This window comes from Aquirhabdus sp., from assembly GCF_046462495.1.
Lineage (GTDB): Bacteria > Pseudomonadota > Gammaproteobacteria > Pseudomonadales > Moraxellaceae > Aquirhabdus.
The window spans coordinates 71,873-87,976 of sequence record NZ_JBKGVE010000008.1; the positions used below are offsets into that span (position 1 = coordinate 71,873).

At 46.2% G+C, this 16,104-nt stretch carries 17 protein-coding genes; 7 read left to right on the forward strand and 10 right to left on the reverse strand.

What is annotated here, in order from left to right; translation table 11 throughout:
- The first annotated feature begins 58 nt into the window (after nucleotides 1–58).
- Nucleotides 59–901: a symmetrical bis(5'-nucleosyl)-tetraphosphatase gene (locus ACLHG7_RS10215; protein WP_410210929.1), complete on the forward strand. Its 843-nt coding sequence runs from the start codon at nucleotides 59–61 to the stop codon at nucleotides 899–901.
- On the opposite strand, the gene ACLHG7_RS10220 is transcribed toward ACLHG7_RS10215, so the two are convergent.
- From ACLHG7_RS10220 to hflX, 5 genes are all read right to left on the reverse strand, one after another.
- Nucleotides 844–1,395 carry a hypothetical protein gene (locus ACLHG7_RS10220; protein WP_410210930.1) on the reverse strand — a complete coding sequence of 184 codons (552 nt, stop codon included), beginning with the start codon at nucleotides 1,393–1,395 and terminating at the stop codon, nucleotides 844–846. The genes ACLHG7_RS10215 and ACLHG7_RS10220 overlap by 58 nt on opposite strands.
- 110 nt (nucleotides 1,396–1,505) lie before the next feature.
- The gene (locus tag ACLHG7_RS10225) at nucleotides 1,506–1,991 is read right to left on the reverse strand and encodes a DUF2147 domain-containing protein (protein WP_410210931.1); all 486 of its coding nucleotides are present in this window, start codon (nucleotides 1,989–1,991) and stop codon (nucleotides 1,506–1,508) included.
- Between the two features lie 201 nt (nucleotides 1,992–2,192).
- Nucleotides 2,193–2,882: an LrgB family protein gene (locus ACLHG7_RS10230; RefSeq protein ID WP_410211025.1), complete on the reverse strand. Its 690-nt coding sequence runs from the start codon at nucleotides 2,880–2,882 to the stop codon at nucleotides 2,193–2,195.
- On the reverse strand, nucleotides 2,882–3,355 hold the full coding sequence (locus ACLHG7_RS10235) for a hypothetical protein (RefSeq protein WP_410210932.1): 474 nt from the start codon (nucleotides 3,353–3,355) through the stop codon (nucleotides 2,882–2,884). The genes ACLHG7_RS10230 and ACLHG7_RS10235 overlap by 1 nt, the downstream gene beginning before the upstream one ends.
- The gene (gene hflX, locus ACLHG7_RS10240; protein WP_410210933.1) at nucleotides 3,342–4,802 is read right to left on the reverse strand and encodes a ribosome rescue GTPase HflX; all 1,461 of its coding nucleotides are present in this window, start codon (nucleotides 4,800–4,802) and stop codon (nucleotides 3,342–3,344) included. Before hflX ends, ACLHG7_RS10235 begins: the two co-directional genes overlap by 14 nt.
- A 428-nt stretch (nucleotides 4,803–5,230) precedes the next feature.
- On the opposite strand from hflX, the gene ACLHG7_RS10245 reads away from it, so the two are divergent.
- Nucleotides 5,231–5,935, forward strand: a complete 705-nt coding sequence (locus tag ACLHG7_RS10245) for a GNAT family N-acetyltransferase (RefSeq protein ID WP_410210934.1) — start codon at nucleotides 5,231–5,233, stop codon at nucleotides 5,933–5,935.
- Nucleotides 5,936–6,199: 264 nt separating this feature from the next.
- A complete protein-coding gene (locus ACLHG7_RS10250; RefSeq protein WP_410210935.1) occupies nucleotides 6,200–7,015 on the forward strand; it encodes a lysophospholipid acyltransferase family protein in 816 nt (271 codons plus the stop codon).
- A 60-nt stretch (nucleotides 7,016–7,075) separates the two neighbouring features.
- Here the strand turns inward: ACLHG7_RS10250 and ACLHG7_RS10255 are convergent, their stop codons facing one another.
- From ACLHG7_RS10255 to ACLHG7_RS10265, 3 genes are all read right to left on the reverse strand, one after another.
- Nucleotides 7,076–7,795 (reverse strand): alpha/beta fold hydrolase, encoded by a 720-nt coding sequence (locus tag ACLHG7_RS10255; RefSeq protein ID WP_410210936.1) that lies wholly within the window; start codon nucleotides 7,793–7,795, stop codon nucleotides 7,076–7,078.
- 128 nt (nucleotides 7,796–7,923) lie between these two features.
- Nucleotides 7,924–9,411: a YifB family Mg chelatase-like AAA ATPase gene (locus tag ACLHG7_RS10260; protein WP_410210937.1), complete on the reverse strand. Its 1,488-nt coding sequence runs from the start codon at nucleotides 9,409–9,411 to the stop codon at nucleotides 7,924–7,926.
- A 42-nt stretch (nucleotides 9,412–9,453) separates the two neighbouring features.
- Nucleotides 9,454–9,717: an accessory factor UbiK family protein gene (locus ACLHG7_RS10265; RefSeq protein ID WP_410210938.1), complete on the reverse strand. Its 264-nt coding sequence runs from the start codon at nucleotides 9,715–9,717 to the stop codon at nucleotides 9,454–9,456.
- Nucleotides 9,718–10,224: 507 nt separating this feature from the next.
- Between ACLHG7_RS10265 and glnK the strand changes: the two genes are divergently transcribed.
- From glnK to ribD, 4 genes are all read left to right on the forward strand, one after another.
- Complete coding sequence (gene glnK, locus ACLHG7_RS10270; RefSeq protein ID WP_114897931.1) at nucleotides 10,225–10,563, forward strand: P-II family nitrogen regulator; 339 nt, start codon at nucleotides 10,225–10,227, stop codon at nucleotides 10,561–10,563.
- Nucleotides 10,564–10,702: 139 nt separating this feature from the next.
- A complete protein-coding gene (locus ACLHG7_RS10275) occupies nucleotides 10,703–12,127 on the forward strand; it encodes an ammonium transporter (RefSeq protein WP_410210939.1) in 1,425 nt (474 codons plus the stop codon).
- A gap of 208 nt (nucleotides 12,128–12,335) precedes the next feature.
- Nucleotides 12,336–12,791, forward strand: a complete 456-nt coding sequence (gene nrdR / locus ACLHG7_RS10280) for a transcriptional regulator NrdR (RefSeq protein WP_114897933.1) — start codon at nucleotides 12,336–12,338, stop codon at nucleotides 12,789–12,791.
- Entirely contained in the window at nucleotides 12,788–13,897 is a 1,110-nt protein-coding gene (ribD, locus tag ACLHG7_RS10285; RefSeq protein ID WP_410210940.1) for a bifunctional diaminohydroxyphosphoribosylaminopyrimidine deaminase/5-amino-6-(5-phosphoribosylamino)uracil reductase RibD, read from the forward strand. The genes nrdR and ribD overlap by 4 nt, the downstream gene beginning before the upstream one ends.
- A 25-nt stretch (nucleotides 13,898–13,922) precedes the next feature.
- On the opposite strand, the gene ACLHG7_RS10290 is transcribed toward ribD, so the two are convergent.
- Nucleotides 13,923–14,927 (reverse strand): hypothetical protein, encoded by a 1,005-nt coding sequence (locus ACLHG7_RS10290; RefSeq protein ID WP_410210941.1) that lies wholly within the window; start codon nucleotides 14,925–14,927, stop codon nucleotides 13,923–13,925.
- A gap of 474 nt (nucleotides 14,928–15,401) precedes the next feature.
- A complete protein-coding gene (locus tag ACLHG7_RS10295) occupies nucleotides 15,402–15,881 on the reverse strand; it encodes an RcnB family protein (protein WP_410210942.1) in 480 nt (159 codons plus the stop codon).
- Between the last annotated feature and the right edge of the window lie 223 nt (nucleotides 15,882–16,104).

The window sequence follows — 16,104 nt, forward strand, 5'->3', positions numbered from 1 at the left end:
CTTCAAGCGCTCAGACGATTCTGAACGATGACATCGATTTGGAAGGGAATGATCAATAATGCCTGTGCGCTATAATTATGTGATTGGTGATTTGCAAGGGTGTTTTGCTGCGACTCAAGCGTTACTTAAAGAAATCAATTTTGATGAAAAGCAGGATCACCTGTGGTTTGCAGGGGATCTTGTTGCACGCGGTGAGGATTCACTGGCGACATTGCGCCTAGTCAAGCAGTTATGTGAGTCTGGCGTTGCCCATACGGTTTTGGGTAATCATGACCTTAATCTGCTTGCGGTTTGGCGCGGGTTTAACAAACTGAAAAAAAATGACAGGACAGCGCCGATTTTCGATGCACCTGATGCAGTCGTACTCTTGAACTGGCTGCGTAAACAGCCTTTGTTGCTAAGACCAAATCCTGATTATGTGCTGACTCATGCTGGTTTACCACCGACTTGGACGACGGAACAAGCGGAGCATCTGGCGTTCGAAGTGGCTTTGGTACTCCGAGGGACTTTTCTTGAACTCGATCGTTATCTTGCTCATATGTTTGGTAATCAGCCCGATCAATGGTCGGATGAGCTCACGGGTGTTGAACGGCTGCGAGTGATTACCAATTATTTCACGCGTATGCGTTTGATTGATGGCGATGGTCGCTTAGAGCTTGATTTCAAAGAAGGGCTAGATGCACCCATGCCCAAGGGATTCTCGCCTTGGTTTACATGGCCGACCGTCGTTCCTCGTACCGAAAAAGTGCTTTTTGGGCATTGGGCGGCGTTAGAAGGTGCTGCGCCCTTGGCCCGAATGATCGCTTTGGATGGTGGTTGTGTCTGGGGCGGTAGTCTGATTGCTTATCGATTAGAAGATGGACAACGGTTTGAGACGCGATCGGGCTGTGGACTCGGGTAGCAAATCCGCTCAACACGCCAATTGAGGATGTGATCGCGGACCAGTTCAAAACGTAGTTGATCCCGATTTTCCCCAAGTTCTAATGCGTAGTGATTGAAATAGTGTTGATAATATTGATGATGTCGCTCTTTGCTTAAAACCTGCGCTTGCACAGATAACCATGCATATGGATCAATGTCACTATAGAGTTTGGGCAGAATGTGCTTTAGGTAATTTTTGCCTGCACCCTGCCATTGATGATCGGGATGGGGATTGATCGCAAGATGCGCCAGCAGTTGCTTAGGGATTTTCTCTTGGAGTTTATGGGTATCTTGACTATAAAGATCTTGTTCTAATTTGCAGACGGTCCAGTAAGGCGAGATGAAATAGGCGCTTAAAAACGACACTAACATCAAACTCAGAGCAATACCGCTCACCAAGCGCTTGTGATTTTTGAAAATCTGCCAGATGAGTGTACGCTGTAAATATTGCAGCAAAAATTGTGGCGAACGCATGTTTAATATTTAGTTATCTATCGGCGTACACACAAATTAACATAAAAGGATGAACAACAGCATGACGCTTTGTTGTCCATCTTCAATATTTTTATATCTGGTGTATCTCGTTATTCGGCCGCTTTATCTTCGCGATACCAAGTTTGACTGCGACCCAGCAGTGAAAAACCGATAAAACCGCGAATAACCAGTTTTTTCCCATCGTTATTCAGCTTAATTTTAGCGCTGTAAATATGACCACTGAGCGGATCGAGAATTTTTCCGCCATCATATAAGCCTTCTTCGCTGGGGTTTGCTTTGAGCCCAGTCAAGACATTCAGACCTTCAATGGGTTTGCCAGTAAATGGGGCGGGGCAATCAATACAAAACTCTTCAGGCTTATAGCCAGCATGAGACAGGACTTTAATAATTTTACCGCTATACAGCCCATTGGTGTTTTTTTCGATTTTAATCAGTGATTTTGCATACCCCGTTTTATCATCAATGCTACGCCAGGTTCCTGAAATGTCGGAACTCTCTGCATGACTGATTTGAGATAAGCATAGCAACGCACCCAGAAAAAAACTGTTGGAAGCGGTGCGGAAGGCTGTGTTCATGTGTTCATCCTTGAGCTCATGGGGAGGGAATATAGTTTAAGATCATGCATCTAAACGCATAACCAGATGGTAACGTGAGAGCTCATCGTAATCATAGCTGAGTTTCAATAAATACCACAAAACATTCATTAAAATCACACATAAAGATGACGTGATAAATTGATTTGTTTTAAAAAATTATGAAAAAGAACTCAAAATGGACTATGAGAAAACGCAAATGACCCAAAAAGCAGTTACAACCCCGTTAACGGCCATGCCAAACGCCGCATATTCACCCGCAACAGGACTTCTCTGCCAAGCTTGAGCCGTACCGATGGCATGCGCTGCCAGACCGAGTGCAAACCCTGCGGCGCGCTCATCATTGAGATTACGTAAAATCAGAGGCGATAGTGCTGCACCGACCAGTCCTGAAAAAATCACAATAAAACTGGCGAGTGTCAGTGGTGCGTGAATTAGGGTCGCGACATTGAGTGCAATGGGTGTGGTTACTGCGCGTGTTGCAAAAGCAAGGATGGTGGGTTCAGACAGATGTAATCCATAAGCAATCGACATTGGCAACAAACCGCCCATCAGCGTTGCAATTCCCAGAAGAAGCGAAAGTCGTTTGATCGGAAGCTCATCAAAGCGAATCGTTGCTAAAGGAATAGCCAGTGCCACGGTGGCATAGCCTAAAAGACGATTAAATAGCGGTGCAACAGCATCGGCATAAGATTGATATTGCCAGTGGCAAAGTGCCAGTAAGCCTGAAACAAACACAATGGCGATCACGACTAGAGGCAGTTTAGGGAAGCGCTGATTGAGTAACTTGGCTGAGATATAGCCAATCAGGGTGAGTGCAAAGCCGATCCACAGTAAAGTCGTCGTAGAAAAATGAGTTGTTGTAAATTCCATCATAACCACCGCTTTGCTAAATATGCATACAGCCACATCGGGATCAACGTACTGATCAGCATAATCATGACGATCTTGATGCCTTCATTGCCGAGGTTTAACAGCAGAATGCCGACACCAGCACAAATGGGTAAAAAAGCAAAGAGACTTTCTTTTAAGATTCGCGAGTTTGCAACAACAAAGCGGTGCGGGATTTGACCTTTAAAGTGGCGATAACAAAGGGCTGCGCCGAGCAGTAAAAAGAGCCCGACCAGATTCCCTAAATTTTTGTAGCCCAATAAACCCATTGCCCAAACACAACATTCACGGGTGATGATGATGATCAGGACCACGAAAGCCAGCATTGGCAAGTCTATGGTTGCGGGTGCAGGGGATGGCACCTCATCATCATCAATGATATGGGTGTCTTTATGCGTCTGGTTCAGATATTGATGACCGATATCGTTAGGAGGGGTTGAATCAATGTCGGACATCGGAGATCTCGTGATTGAGTGAGGCTTCAGAGTGATTGAACTCATCCTCGTCATCTTGATTGACCATGCCATTGTTGAGCAAGTCCGCTCGTTTTTCTTGATCCTGTCTCACTTTCTCTTGCTCAAAGTGTTCAAGTGTACGTCTGAACAGTACGGCTTCTTCTTCGGGTAAGATGAGGTCTGGATCGATATGAGACTCAGCCAGTAAACGTGCGAGTGCGGGGGTAGACAAGTTGATGGTCAGTTCTGCGGCACCATCATCCAAAGTATTTTCGGTTTGGATGACCCCTAAGCGATAGAGTTGACTGCGCAGACGCCCTGCTGAAACGGGCAGTGTTAAGTGAAAGGTTGAGACTTTGCCGACAGCTAAACGCTGATGAACGGCTTGTTTAAGCAAGTCTAAACCCGCACCACTATGGGCGGACACATAGACGCGATCAGGTACATTGGGTTCGCCTTCATGTAATGATGGGGCATCACCGCTCACATCAATTTTGTTATAAACCCGCAGAATCGGCACTTCAGCACCAATTTCATGGAGTACCGCTTCCACTGCATCAATTTGTTCATCGCGGTCTGGGCTACTTTGATCAATCACGTGCAGGAGCAAGTCCGCTTCTAACGTTTCTTCCAGCGTTGCGCGGAATGATTCGACGAGCGCATGGGGGAGGTGTCTGACGAAACCAACGGTATCTGCCAGTACCAGAGAACCTAAACCCTGCCAATCTAGGCGACGTAAGGTGGGGTCCAATGTGGCGAAGAGTTGGTCTGCCGCATAGACGTCACTATCTGCAAGTCGATTAAATAGGGTAGATTTTCCCGCATTGGTATAACCGACCAGTGAGAGGGTGGGAATATCGGCTTTTTGACGTGCGGCACGACCCTGTTTGCGGGTTTGACGAACACGATCCAGTTTTTCTTTAAGCTGACCAACACGAACACGCAGCAAACGGCGGTCGGTTTCGAGCTGAGTTTCTCCTGGACCGCGTAGTCCGATCCCGCCTTTTTGACGCTCAAGGTGGGTCCAGCCACGCACAAGACGTGTGGAAAGGTGATCAAGCTGAGCCAGTTCAACTTGCAGTTTCCCTTCAAAAGTTCGGGCACGTTGAGCAAAAATATCCAGAATCAAACCCGTGCGATCCACCACACGGCATTGGAAGATTTTTTCTAAATTGCGTTCTTGGGCGGGCGTTAATGTATGATCAAAGATCACGAGATCAATGTCGTGCTGAACAACATATTGCTGAATTTCTTCCGCTTTCCCTTTTCCAACAAACAGTCTGGCATCGGGCTTTTGCCGTGAGCCTGTTATCAAATCGATAATTTCGGCACCTGCGGATTGTGCAAGCAGGCGAAATTCCTCAATGTCTTGACTGTCGATATGATAGATATTGAGGTGAACCAGCAGTGCGCGTTCGCCACCACTCGGTCGGTCAAACAGTTCCATACATTTCCATAGAGTTCTAAAAGCAAAAAGGCTTTCTTTTACATTAAGGGTCTGCTAAAGACAGCAACTCAGTCATGTGCAGATTAAACACATGGATTGGTTTAGCGATATAAATGCGGGTATTAAACAAGTTGCTTATACGCTGTCAGTATACCATGTCTAGCTTGACTTGAATTTAACCGCTGCATAAAGTGATCGAATGGCGATATTATCTTTTCCATATGGATCATAAGGCCTGAGTGCTGTGAACTGCTGCATATTGGCGTTCTTGGTATATAATACGAACCGATCACCACAGTTTTGCAATCAGGCTTTCATCAAATTGCAAGATATACTGACTATAATTAAATGTTAGCCTGTTGTAGTGAGCTACGTTCATGCCAAACATTTTAGTCAGTCCTAGTTCTAACAATATGACTGTTAATAATATGAAAAAAGCTAAACCAGTACAATCGCTTACTGTGCGATTGGCGGAAAGCACAGAAGATGTCCAACGCGTTCAGCGCTTACGTGCGAATGCATTCGGTCCTGCTTTTGGCATGACCTTTGAAAGCGGTCTGGATCAGGACCGTTTTGATGGCTTTTGTGCACATTTGATGGTCTTTGATGGCGAGCAACTAGTCGCGACGACTCGGTTATTAGATCGTGAGCGTGCATGTCTTGCTGGTGGGTTTTACAGTGAGCAAGAGTTTGATCTGCATGATGCCTTAAATGCGACAGAAGGCAATGTACTTGAGATTGGGCGTACCTGTGTAGCGCCAGATTATTCGTCTATGCGTGCTATCCAGACCTTGTGGCAAGGGGTCTATGAGATTGCAATGCTTTGGAATACCCAAACAGTTATTGGTTGTGCGTCTGTACCTTTGGGTATGGGCGATTGTCAGGGATGGTTGAATAGCTTACCCGAAGAACAACGCCTTGCCTTTCATGTCCGAGCGCGGCGTGCACTGCCGACACCGATCACCGCTCAGCCCCCAGAACTACCGACCTTATTGAAAACGTATTTGCGTATGAATGCACAGTTGGGGACGCAAGCCTGTTTTGATCCTGTTTTTCATTGCGCGGATATCCTGATCTGGCTATCTGTGTCGCAAATGACCTCAAAATACCGCGAGCGACTTACTGCGGCTTAAGCCTCTGAAGTTATTTGAGACTTTTGATTTTTTGACAAAAGACCTCATGAGCAAGCTTGCTTGCCACTGAGGTCTTTTATTGCTCGGCAGTTATGTAGAGCAAGGATCATTTATATTTTTGCAAGTTGGATGTAGATCGGCTAATGTTGCGCAAGATTTTATGCTGTTTTAATTTTTTTGAATGTTTTTTAGAGCCAAATACAAACATAAATATGATGTTGAATATGAATGGTTTGGTTGCACAGGTTTTTTTTGAGAGTGTTTATGTCCAAGCCTACTGATGATCGTATTTTTTCTGCAAGTACTTTACCGACACAAGTTGTTCGTCAAATTCGAAGAATCCTACGCTCAAGCGGGTTGCTGGTAGCGGTCAGTCAAGGCTTCTATGCCGCGGGGGTTAGTGGGGCATTAACCAAACCAAACCAACCGCATCATCCGCGCGTTATTCGTGACGTATGCAAAAAACTGTGCAGTGCTTTGGCCATCGACGTGCAAATTCATGGGGAAATGCCGACAGATCATGCGCTATGGGTCAGTAACCACATTTCATGGACGGATATCCCTGTGATTGGTTCAGCGGCTCCTGTTTTCTTCCTATCCAAAGCTGAGGTTGCCAGTTGGCCCGTCATTGGACGTTTGGCAAAAGCGGGGGGGACGTTATTCATTCAGCGGGGGTCGGGCGATGCCAATGCGGTTGCCGTGCAAATGGCGGGTTTTTTACGCCAGAAAATGCCCGTATTGTTCTTCCCGGAAGGAACAACCACGGATGGTCGAGAAATTCGTCGTTTGCATAGCAAGCTATTAGCCGCTGCGGTTGACACATGTACATCGGTACAGCCTTTGATTCTATGCTATCAAGGACCTGATGGGCGGCTAGATACAGTTATGCCCTATATCGGCGATATGTCTTTTGGAACGCATATTCAGGATGTTTTGGGACGTAGTAAAGTCAAGGCGCATATATTGCCCCTTGCATCGATTCCAATCGGAAATCACGACGTCCATACGTTAACAGATGAACTTCAGATCAAAATGCGTGAGGGCTTAGCAGAATTGCAGGCTAAAGTACTGATTACTTAACGTTAATCAGTATTTATATCTTAGGAAATTGCTCAATCCATTGAGCACTTGATTGCAGTGTTATGGAGCGTCTTTTAGCCACTCAGTCAGCGTTTGCAAAACGAGTTCTGGTGCTTCTAATGGCGTCATATGCCCAGCCTCTTCAAAGACGACCAGCTTTGAGTTGGGAATGAGGTCTGCCATTTGCTGTGACTCTGCAACGCTGCGCATTTGATCATGTTGACTGGCAATGATCAGCGTTGGACATTGAACTTTATCTAAGTGAGCGTAACCATCGTCTCGTAGTGCCGATAACTGGCGAATAAAAACATCTTTACCATTCGTAAGTGCCATGGTTTGTAATCGAGCTAGGAGCACTTGGTCGCCAGCACGATCAGGTGCGACAGAGGCGGCAAGTGCACGACGGGTCAGACCTTTGAAGGGAACGGATTTGGCGAGTTCCACTTGTGATTGTGTGCGGGCAACTTCAAGTTCGGTTTGTTGGTGAGCCGACGTATTCATAAGGATCAAAGCTTTAACACGCTGAGGCGCCAATCGATAAACGTGTTGGGCAACATAGCCGCCCATTGAAAATCCAACCAGTGTAAATTCTGCGGGCGCATGCTCCAAAACGCGTTCGGCCATAGCTGCAATCGAGTCATCTTGCGTGATGTTGCCGAAGTGTAGCGTTCTAAGCTCTGAAAGACCGTCTTGGATATCATCCCAGAGGTGTTCATTCAACATAAAACCAGGGAGCAGAAGTAGCGGAAAATGGGTCTGTGCTGCGTCATTCTCAGGCATGGTGGGGCTCCTAGAAAAGGGTGAAAACGATCATATGCTTCTGACATTTGATTCGGTGTAAATTTTCGTAAAGGGTTTACAGCGTTCAAGTTTATATCGTGAAGTAGGGCTTCAATCAGTCATTAGCACTATTGCTCAAATCCACGATAACCTAGTGCTTCTGTGAGATGTGGCGAACGGACATCTACACTATTGGCAAGGTCTGCAATGGTGCGCGCGACGCGTAAAACCCGGTGATAGGCCCGAGCAGATAAAGCTAGGCGAGTTTGAGCCATTTGCATCAGCTTTTGCTCAGGTTCACCTAAGGGGACGAATTTGTCCAGCTGAGTTGGGGTTAAGGATTGATTAGTACCTTGCTGACGACTGAGCTGGCGATCCCGTGCCGCAAAGACCCGCTTGCGGACAGTTTCAGAGTTTTCACCGGCTTGTGTTTGTTGTAAGTCACTGGCGGGTATAGCGGGAACCTCAATATGTAAGTCGATACGATCCAAGAGTGGGCCTGACAATTTGGCGCGATAACGGCTAATCATGTCCGTCGTACAAGTACAGCGCGTGGTTGTATCGCTAGCATAACCACAAGGACAGGGATTCATAGCCGCAACCAATTGGAATTTGGCTGGAAAGGTAACTTGACGTGCAGCACGAGAAATCACGACTTCATTGGATTCTATCGGCTGGCGTAAGACCTCAAGTACCTTACGATCGAATTCAGGGAGTTCGTCAAGAAACAGAACGCCATGATGAGCTAAAGTAATCTCACCGGGTCTCGGTTGAGAACCACCCCCAACAAGTGCCACAGCAGAAGTTGTGTGGTGAACGGCTCTGAAGGGACGCAGCCCAAAAGGGTGTTGCGAACTTGCTATCGAATAGATATTGGCGACTTCCAGACTCTCTTCATCGGTGAGTGGCGGCAAGATGCTTGGTAGCCTTGATGCAAGTAGTGTCTTGCCCGTTCCTGGGGGGCCTGAGAATAAAATAGAGTGACCCCCAGCCGCTGCGATTTCTAAAGCGCGCCTTGCTCGGTGTTGCCCTTTTATATCCGCCATGTCCAATAATGGTGCATTTGAGACTTGCGGTTTAGGTTTTGGGGTGGCCGTAAGTAAGGTGGTTCCCTCTAAATGTGCACATAATGCTGCTAAATTGGGCGCTCCCCAAACGGTTAAGCCGTTAATTCTCGCAGCCTCAATGGCATTTGCATGGGGTAAAAAAAGTTCACGCTGGGCAAGATGAGTGGCGCGCGCTACCGCAAGAACGCCATTAACCGTGCGTAAGTCACCATTAAGTGCCAATTCACCAATGAATTCACGGTTGTTTAATGCATCTATGGAGAGTTGACCCGTCGCAGCCAGCACCCCGAGAGCGATGGGTAAATCTAGCCGACTGCCTTCTTTGGGTAAATCTGCAGGCGCAAGGTTAATGGTCAAACGCCGCTGAGGGAATTTAAATCCTGAATTTAAGATTGCAGAACGGACGCGGTCCTTGCTTTCTCGGACTGCCGCCTCAGGTAATCCAACAATCGTCAGGGCGGGCAGTCCTTGGCTTAAGTGAGTTTCCACTTGGACGGTCGGAGCATTCAGCCCCATAACCGCTCTACTCCATACTTGCGCAAATGACATAGTCATACTCACCGAATCTATTAGGGTCTTATGGATGAATGATTATTTCATCTGAGATTCAGTCTTGTTTTCTTGAACCCCTTTTCCCTGTGCAATCTGCTGTTCTAAAGCGGTAACTTGCTGCTCCAAAGTTTTAATCGCTTGTTGCGCGGCAATGAGTTGTTGTTCTTGTCGCATGAAAGTTTCATAGCTGACAATCTCTAATCGATCTAGTGTTCCGCTCAGCCATGCACGCAGGTTTTTTTCAAAATCGGCTTTGGGTGCGCTAATTTGTTCTGAAACGACTTGGAGTAGTTGCTCTAACATGGTGCTATTTCGCCCTGATATGATGCGTTTGAGTAAAAGTGCGCATTTTTGGTTAGTGTGACTTAAAATCCGTTAATAAACATTGCTATCAATTCATCTTGCCGAGATTAGCATATTGAAAAGCATGGGTGATAAAGAATCATTTTTCGAAAAAAGGTTTTGATCACGCATATAGGTGTGGTTCAATCATATTGTAAAACGTGTATATCCTATATAACTGCACAATTATGGGTCGCTATATAATCTACCGGTTTACGTTGTGCTAAGAGATCAATTTTAGTGGAGGTCATTTTAGTCGAGTTTTAAGCAATTGCTTGTGTTAGGTGGTCGTTTTTGTAAGTTTTTTTTCTGGAGTAAGTCACCGTATGTCTGAATTTTTACGGTATTTGCTCTTTGCAATATCAGTCTGGTACGGTTTTTGAATAGCAAAGTAGGTATGTGTTTTCTTTTAACATCATTAGTACATGTTCGATATACATCATATGTTAAGCACAAAGGAGTTTTACAATGAAATTAGTAACTGCCGTTGTCAAGCCGTTCAAATTAGATGATGTCCGTGAGGCGTTATCTGATATTGGTGTGCAGGGGATTACCGTGACTGAGGTCAAGGGATTTGGTCGTCAGAAGGGTCATACAGAACTCTATCGTGGGGCAGAGTATGTTGTCGATTTTTTGCCTAAGGTAAAAATTGATATCGCAATTCGTGACGAAATGGTTGAACAAGCCGTTGAAGCGATTACACGTGTTGCGAGTACAGGCAAGATTGGCGACGGCAAAATTTTTGTCAGCAATCTTGAACAAGTGATCCGTATCCGTACTGGCGAAACCGGACCAGAAGCGGTTTAAAGCAAAAAATTAGTCCAGCAAGCTTGTTCAGACCGAGCTTAATGGATAAGTAAATGTCGTTATTGCATTTTTAACTGATCGCTATTGCTTTGAATAAAATTTTGCCACTTATATTGATATTGCACAGGGGAACACCTTTATGAAACAAGTATTGCTTGCGCTAGGCTTAGCTGGCGCCCTACTCACATCGACGGTCTCTATGGCTGATGAGGCATCTGCGCCAGCGGCGACTGCTGTAGCGTCTGCTCCAGCAGAATCTGCTGCATCTGCACCTGCGGCGACTGCAGCACCAGCACCTGCTGCTGCGGCGACTCCAGCGCCAGCGCCAAAAATTGATAAGGGTGACAGCGCGTGGATGTTAACTTCTACTGCACTGGTTCTGCTGATGACCATTCCTGGTTTGGCATTGTTCTACGGTGGTATGGTTCGTCGTAAAAACGTTTTGGGTACGATGATGCATAGCTTTGCGGCTACAGCAGTTGTGACCGTTGTTTGGGTTGTTGTTGGTTATTCTCTAGCCTTCGGTACCTCCACAAGCTCGTTTTGGGCTCCCTACATCGGTGGACTGGACCGTGTGCTTATGAATGGCGTTGCCATTGATCAAATCTGGACGCCTTCAGGTGGCTCGGCAACAACCATTCCTGAAATGTTGTTCATGGTTTTCCAAATGACTTTTGCGATCATCACTGCTGCATTGATGAGCGGTGCATTTGCTGAGCGTATGAAGTTCTCTGCATTCATGGTGTTCATTGCCTTGTGGAGCTTGGTTGTTTACTCACCGATTTGTCACTGGGTTTGGCATGGTCAAGGCTGGTTGGCTGCAAAAGGTGCGTTGGACTTCGCTGGTGGTACCGTTGTGCACATCAACGCGGGTATCGCAGGTCTGGTAGCTGCTTATGTATTGGGTCGTCGTTTGGGTCTGGGCAAAGAGCCAATGGCACCTCACAACCTGTCACTCACTGTGATCGGTGCGAGTTTGCTGTGGGTGGGTTGGTTCGGCTTTAACGCGGGTAGTGAACTTGCTGCCGATGCGCGTGCCTCCATGGCGATGGTTGTAACTCAAGTTGCGACTGCAGCTGCTGTGATTGGTTGGTTGTTGGCTGAACGTTTGGTCCGTGGCCATGCTTCAGTACTCGGTGGTGCTTCAGGTGCGGTTGCAGGTTTGGTCGCAATTACTCCAGCATCTGGTTTTGTGGGTGTCGGTGGCTCTTTAGTGATTGGTCTTGTTGCTGGTGTCGCTTGTTTCTGGGGCGCAACTGGTCTCAAACGCATCCTGAAAGCGGATGACTCATTGGATGCCTTCGGTGTGCATGCGGTTGGTGGTATCGTTGGTGCCTTGCTCACAGCAGTATTCGTGACCAAAGCGGTAACTGGTTCAGATCCTAAACCAGTTATTGACCAGCTCCTCATCCAAGGTGAAGCGGTTCTGACTACCCTCATCTATAGCGGTGTAATGACCCTGATCTTGCTGAAAATCGTTGACGTTATCATCGGACTGCGTGTTTCAGAAGAAGACGAACGCGAAGGTTTGGATGTGTCACAACATGGCGAACGTATTGAGTAATCTTTGATACTGACGTTATATTTAGAAAAATGAGAGCTTCGGCTCTCATTTTTTTGCTTTGAACTTTCATTTTAATATACATCATCTATTGATGGGACTTTGGCTTGTATAAAAAAGACTTTGGTCTTTGTAGTGAGAGAGGTCAGTTTTTTTAGCGGTGTTTTTTGCTAAACTAAGCGCCATATTTTTAGTCGTTGTGCGGATCGTTATGCATTGTCCTTTTTGTAATGCGCCAGATAGTAAAGTCATTGACTCCCGTTTAGCGGCGGAAGGTCGGCAGATTCGTAGGCGACGTGAATGCACCACATGTAGCGAGCGTTTCACCACATTTGAAACCTATGATGTGGTGATGCCGCGCGTGATTAAATCAAATGGTCGTTATGAACCTTTTGATGAGGCTAAGCTCAAGCGTTCCCTCCAGCATGCACTACAAAAACGCCCAGTTGGTCTGGATCAGATAGATACAACACTCTCAGAGATCAGCCAAAAGTTGCGTAGTTTAGGCGAGCGCGAAGTCCCTTCTCGATTAATTGGTGAGGCGGTCATGGAAGCGTTGTACGATCTGGATCATGTTGCATATGTGCGATTCGCATCGGTTTATCGTGATTTTCAAGATGTGGATGCTTTCCGTCAGGCGATTGATCAGATGAGGAGCTCACAGTGAGCGAGTCATCACGTTTAGAACGCTCTGTAGAAGAAGACAAACAAGATCAGCATTGGATGCAACTAGCCCTTAGCCTTGCTAAACGAGGCTTGTATACAACACGCCCTAATCCTGCCGTGGGCTGTGTATTGGTCAAAGATGGCAAGGTGATTGGTGAGGGCTTTCACCCTAAAGCAGGGCAGCCCCATGCTGAGGTGTTTGCGTTACGTGCTGCTGGAGATTTGGCGGTCGGGGCAACGGCTTATGTCACCTTGGAGCCGTGTTCGCATTTTGGACGAACACCGCCTTGTGCAAATGCACTGATTGCTGCACGAGTTTCACGTGTGGTCATGGCGACGCTGGACGCTAACCCCCAAGTGGCGGGTCAGGGGCTTGCGAGGCTTGAAGCCGCAGGTATAGCAACACGTGTAGGCGTTTGCGAAGCCGAGGCGCGAGCATTGAACGCTGGTTTTTTGCAAACCATGGCAGGCCAGCGTCCTTATGTGCGTTTGAAAGTTGCTGCAAGTTTAGATGGTCGTACTGCAATGTCGTCTGGTGAATCCAAGTGGATTACGGGCTCTGCTGCGCGCTTGGATGTACAGCACTATCGCGCCATGAGTGGCGCGGTGATTACAGGGATCGGGACGGTAATCGCAGACGATCCCTTGCTGAATGTTCGGCAGGTTTCGGATGGGACTCCACTAGAGACTATTCCTCAGCCGCTTCGCGTTGTTCTTGATAGACATCAGCGTATGCCAGTTAACGCCCAAATCTTAAAAGATCCCGATTCGGTGTTGGTCGTTACTTTAAGCCCAGAAGAATCGAGGCTGCAAGAATCCGTCGAGTGCTGGCAATATCAATCCCTAGCGTTGCTTTTGGATGAACTCGAACAAAAAAAACAAATTCACGATGTTTTAGTTGAAGCTGGGGCAACGTTATCCGGTGCATTTATTGCGGCTGGGCTTGTGGATGAGTTGATTGTTTATCTTGCACCGACATTACTGGGTTCATTAGCCCGCCCGATGTTTGATTTACCTTTTTTACAAATGAGCGAGCAAATTCGTTGGCAGACGGTGAGCGTGACGCCTGTCGGTGATGATCTGAAGTGGGTGCTGCGTTCTATTTGATAATCACTTTATCAATACTGATTAATTAGCAGAATTTTAAATTGCCATAGCAATTATGAGCAGGAATTTGCCCTAGGTCGATTGGATTGAGGTTGACTGGGGTGTTGATGATCGCCCCTAATACCGCACCAATTGCATCAACTGTAACGGGCTGAGTGATGACCAAATTATTAAATTGAGCCTGTGGAACGGAGATCCACCATCCCTTTTGTGCGGTTACACTAGAGAAATCACCGGTACTGAGTTTTTGCCAGGTAATCGGCGCCCTTTGCAAGGACAGAGATAAATCATTGGTTGGTGTACCATCGGGCTTGGAAATCTGCAGTTGATGTACAGTCGCATAAGGAATGTCATTCACATTGACGTTTCTTAATGTCAAACTCAATAAATTAGGGCTCGTGATTGCTGTCATCGGACCTAAATTGAACGTTGATGCCCTTTGAGGGGTGAGCACAGTACTGTAACCGGCAACATTAGCTGTTCCTTTTCCTGTCAGGGGGAGACACAAGATAATAAGTGTGCACGCACGCACATCTGTGAGTGTTGCATTGGTCACTTGAATGCCAATATCACCGCTTAGAGAGCGTATACCCGTATCATCGGTTGGTGTTGATAAGTCACCATTTGTTCCTACCGATAATAGACCTAATGCTTCAGCCGCACCTAGACGGAAACCAACGATCTCGCGTGTAGATAGCGTCATCGGATTTTTAATTGCAAATTCAATAAAAGGATTTTTTAAGGTTGCATCAGAGCCTGCATAGCTTCCATTGACCTGATTGAGTCCAGATAAGCTGACATTGGATAAATCGATATCACAACCCGGCCCATTCACACCGCCACAACCCAGTTGGATAGATTGCGCATTGAGATTCAAATCCAAGGTGGCCTGAAGGCCAAGACGATAAAAGCCAACGTTTGCAGTGCTGCTGCCATCAACGCGATTGTTGTTGCCGCTTTGCCCTGGTGCAATGTAATTTGAAGTGTAGAGTGATTGTCCAGTTGCAGCAGAGAGATCTTGATCACTCATACTAGTCAATTCCGCTGATGCGGATTGAAATGCGGCGAAACCTATGATCAATAGAAGGCTATTGAATAGATTTAGAGAATTCTTATGTGGACTGAACAAGGCTCGACTCCATGAGCCGCTATTTAAAAAATAGCTGGCAGGTTAAGCTGATCGCTCAATTGAAAAAAAAACAATGTACGCTAATGCTTACGCAAAAGTAATCTATCGATTATAGATGTGTAAGCTATTGGCTTTCTAGTCTAAATGGAAAAATAAATAAATTGATATTATTGGATTTTAAATTTTTCTTTAAATGCAGGATTTTGATTTTAAAAGCGTAATTTTGAATATTTTAAATATTTGAAATTTTCCAATCCATGCGGATTACAAAAAATGTCGAATTTTGATGTGGAGAGCACATCGAAAAATTGCTGCAATGACATGCGCCATTGCAGCAATGAAGTGACTTAAGGATGCGTGGCTATTGCACCATTCTTAATAGTAAAGTCCTGTAATCACAGAGGCGATCACCCCTGTTGCAATGGCGGTCAGGACGACATCATTATTGACCCGTACCCATTGATAACCACGCGGCGGCGGTGAAAGCTGGTATTGACGATAATCTACATAGTAGCGGCGGTCACGATAACCATTCGGCAAGCGATCACCATTTCTCCATGATCTTACTTGATAACCGTGTGGACGAACGTAGGGGGCAGGGGCATTAAAGCGTTGACCATGCCAACCGTTATTCCCACGATTGTTGTCATTACGATGGTCATTATCTCGGTTGTTGCCTTGCCATTGTGCATTACCCCGGTCGTTGCCTCGATCGCCACGGTCTTGATGACCTGGGTTATTACCGCGATTATCTTGTCCGCGCCATTGATCATCCGCCTGAGCAAGTGAGAGTCCTGACATTGACACAATCAGGGCTGTAATGATCATACTTTTCTTAATCGTTGTGGTCTTCATGAGAAGCTCCTTTGTTAAAAAAATTACTAGTCGCCTTGAACGTTGAGCTGCATCTGCATCTCATAATTCTATTCTTTTGCTCATTTTATACACTGATCATGTTTTCCCTATGGGCTTAAGCATGGATCAGAGATTTAGCGCTGTCATTAGGTTAATATATGCAGGCAAACGCATGAGCTACAGAACTTGTAGTGATTATTGGCCTTTATCCCGATTTAATTAT

Coding starts and splice junctions, on each gene's coding strand:
- ACLHG7_RS10225 (WP_410210931.1), bottom strand. CDS start 1,991: ATGAACACAGCCTTCCGCACCGCTTCCAACAGTTTTTTTCTGGGTGCG.
- hflX (WP_410210933.1), bottom strand. CDS start 4,802: ATGGAACTGTTTGACCGACCGAGTGGTGGCGAACGCGCACTGCTGGTT.
- glnK (WP_114897931.1), top strand. CDS start 10,225: ATGAAATTAGTAACTGCCGTTGTCAAGCCGTTCAAATTAGATGATGTC.
- ACLHG7_RS10250 (WP_410210935.1), top strand. CDS start 6,200: ATGTCCAAGCCTACTGATGATCGTATTTTTTCTGCAAGTACTTTACCG.
- ACLHG7_RS10215 (WP_410210929.1), top strand. CDS start 59: ATGCCTGTGCGCTATAATTATGTGATTGGTGATTTGCAAGGGTGTTTT.
- ACLHG7_RS10255 (WP_410210936.1), bottom strand. CDS start 7,795: ATGCCTGAGAATGACGCAGCACAGACCCATTTTCCGCTACTTCTGCTC.
- ACLHG7_RS10275 (WP_410210939.1), top strand. CDS start 10,703: ATGAAACAAGTATTGCTTGCGCTAGGCTTAGCTGGCGCCCTACTCACA.
- ACLHG7_RS10245 (WP_410210934.1), top strand. CDS start 5,231: ATGAAAAAAGCTAAACCAGTACAATCGCTTACTGTGCGATTGGCGGAA.
- ACLHG7_RS10265 (WP_410210938.1), bottom strand. CDS start 9,717: ATGTTAGAGCAACTACTCCAAGTCGTTTCAGAACAAATTAGCGCACCC.
- ACLHG7_RS10235 (WP_410210932.1), bottom strand. CDS start 3,355: ATGTCCGACATTGATTCAACCCCTCCTAACGATATCGGTCATCAATAT.
- ACLHG7_RS10295 (WP_410210942.1), bottom strand. CDS start 15,881: ATGAAGACCACAACGATTAAGAAAAGTATGATCATTACAGCCCTGATT.
- ACLHG7_RS10290 (WP_410210941.1), bottom strand. CDS start 14,927: ATGAGTGATCAAGATCTCTCTGCTGCAACTGGACAATCACTCTACACT.
- ACLHG7_RS10230 (WP_410211025.1), bottom strand. CDS start 2,882: ATGGAATTTACAACAACTCATTTTTCTACGACGACTTTACTGTGGATC.
- nrdR (WP_114897933.1), top strand. CDS start 12,336: ATGCATTGTCCTTTTTGTAATGCGCCAGATAGTAAAGTCATTGACTCC.
- ACLHG7_RS10260 (WP_410210937.1), bottom strand. CDS start 9,411: ATGTCATTTGCGCAAGTATGGAGTAGAGCGGTTATGGGGCTGAATGCT.
- ACLHG7_RS10220 (WP_410210930.1), bottom strand. CDS start 1,395: ATGCGTTCGCCACAATTTTTGCTGCAATATTTACAGCGTACACTCATC.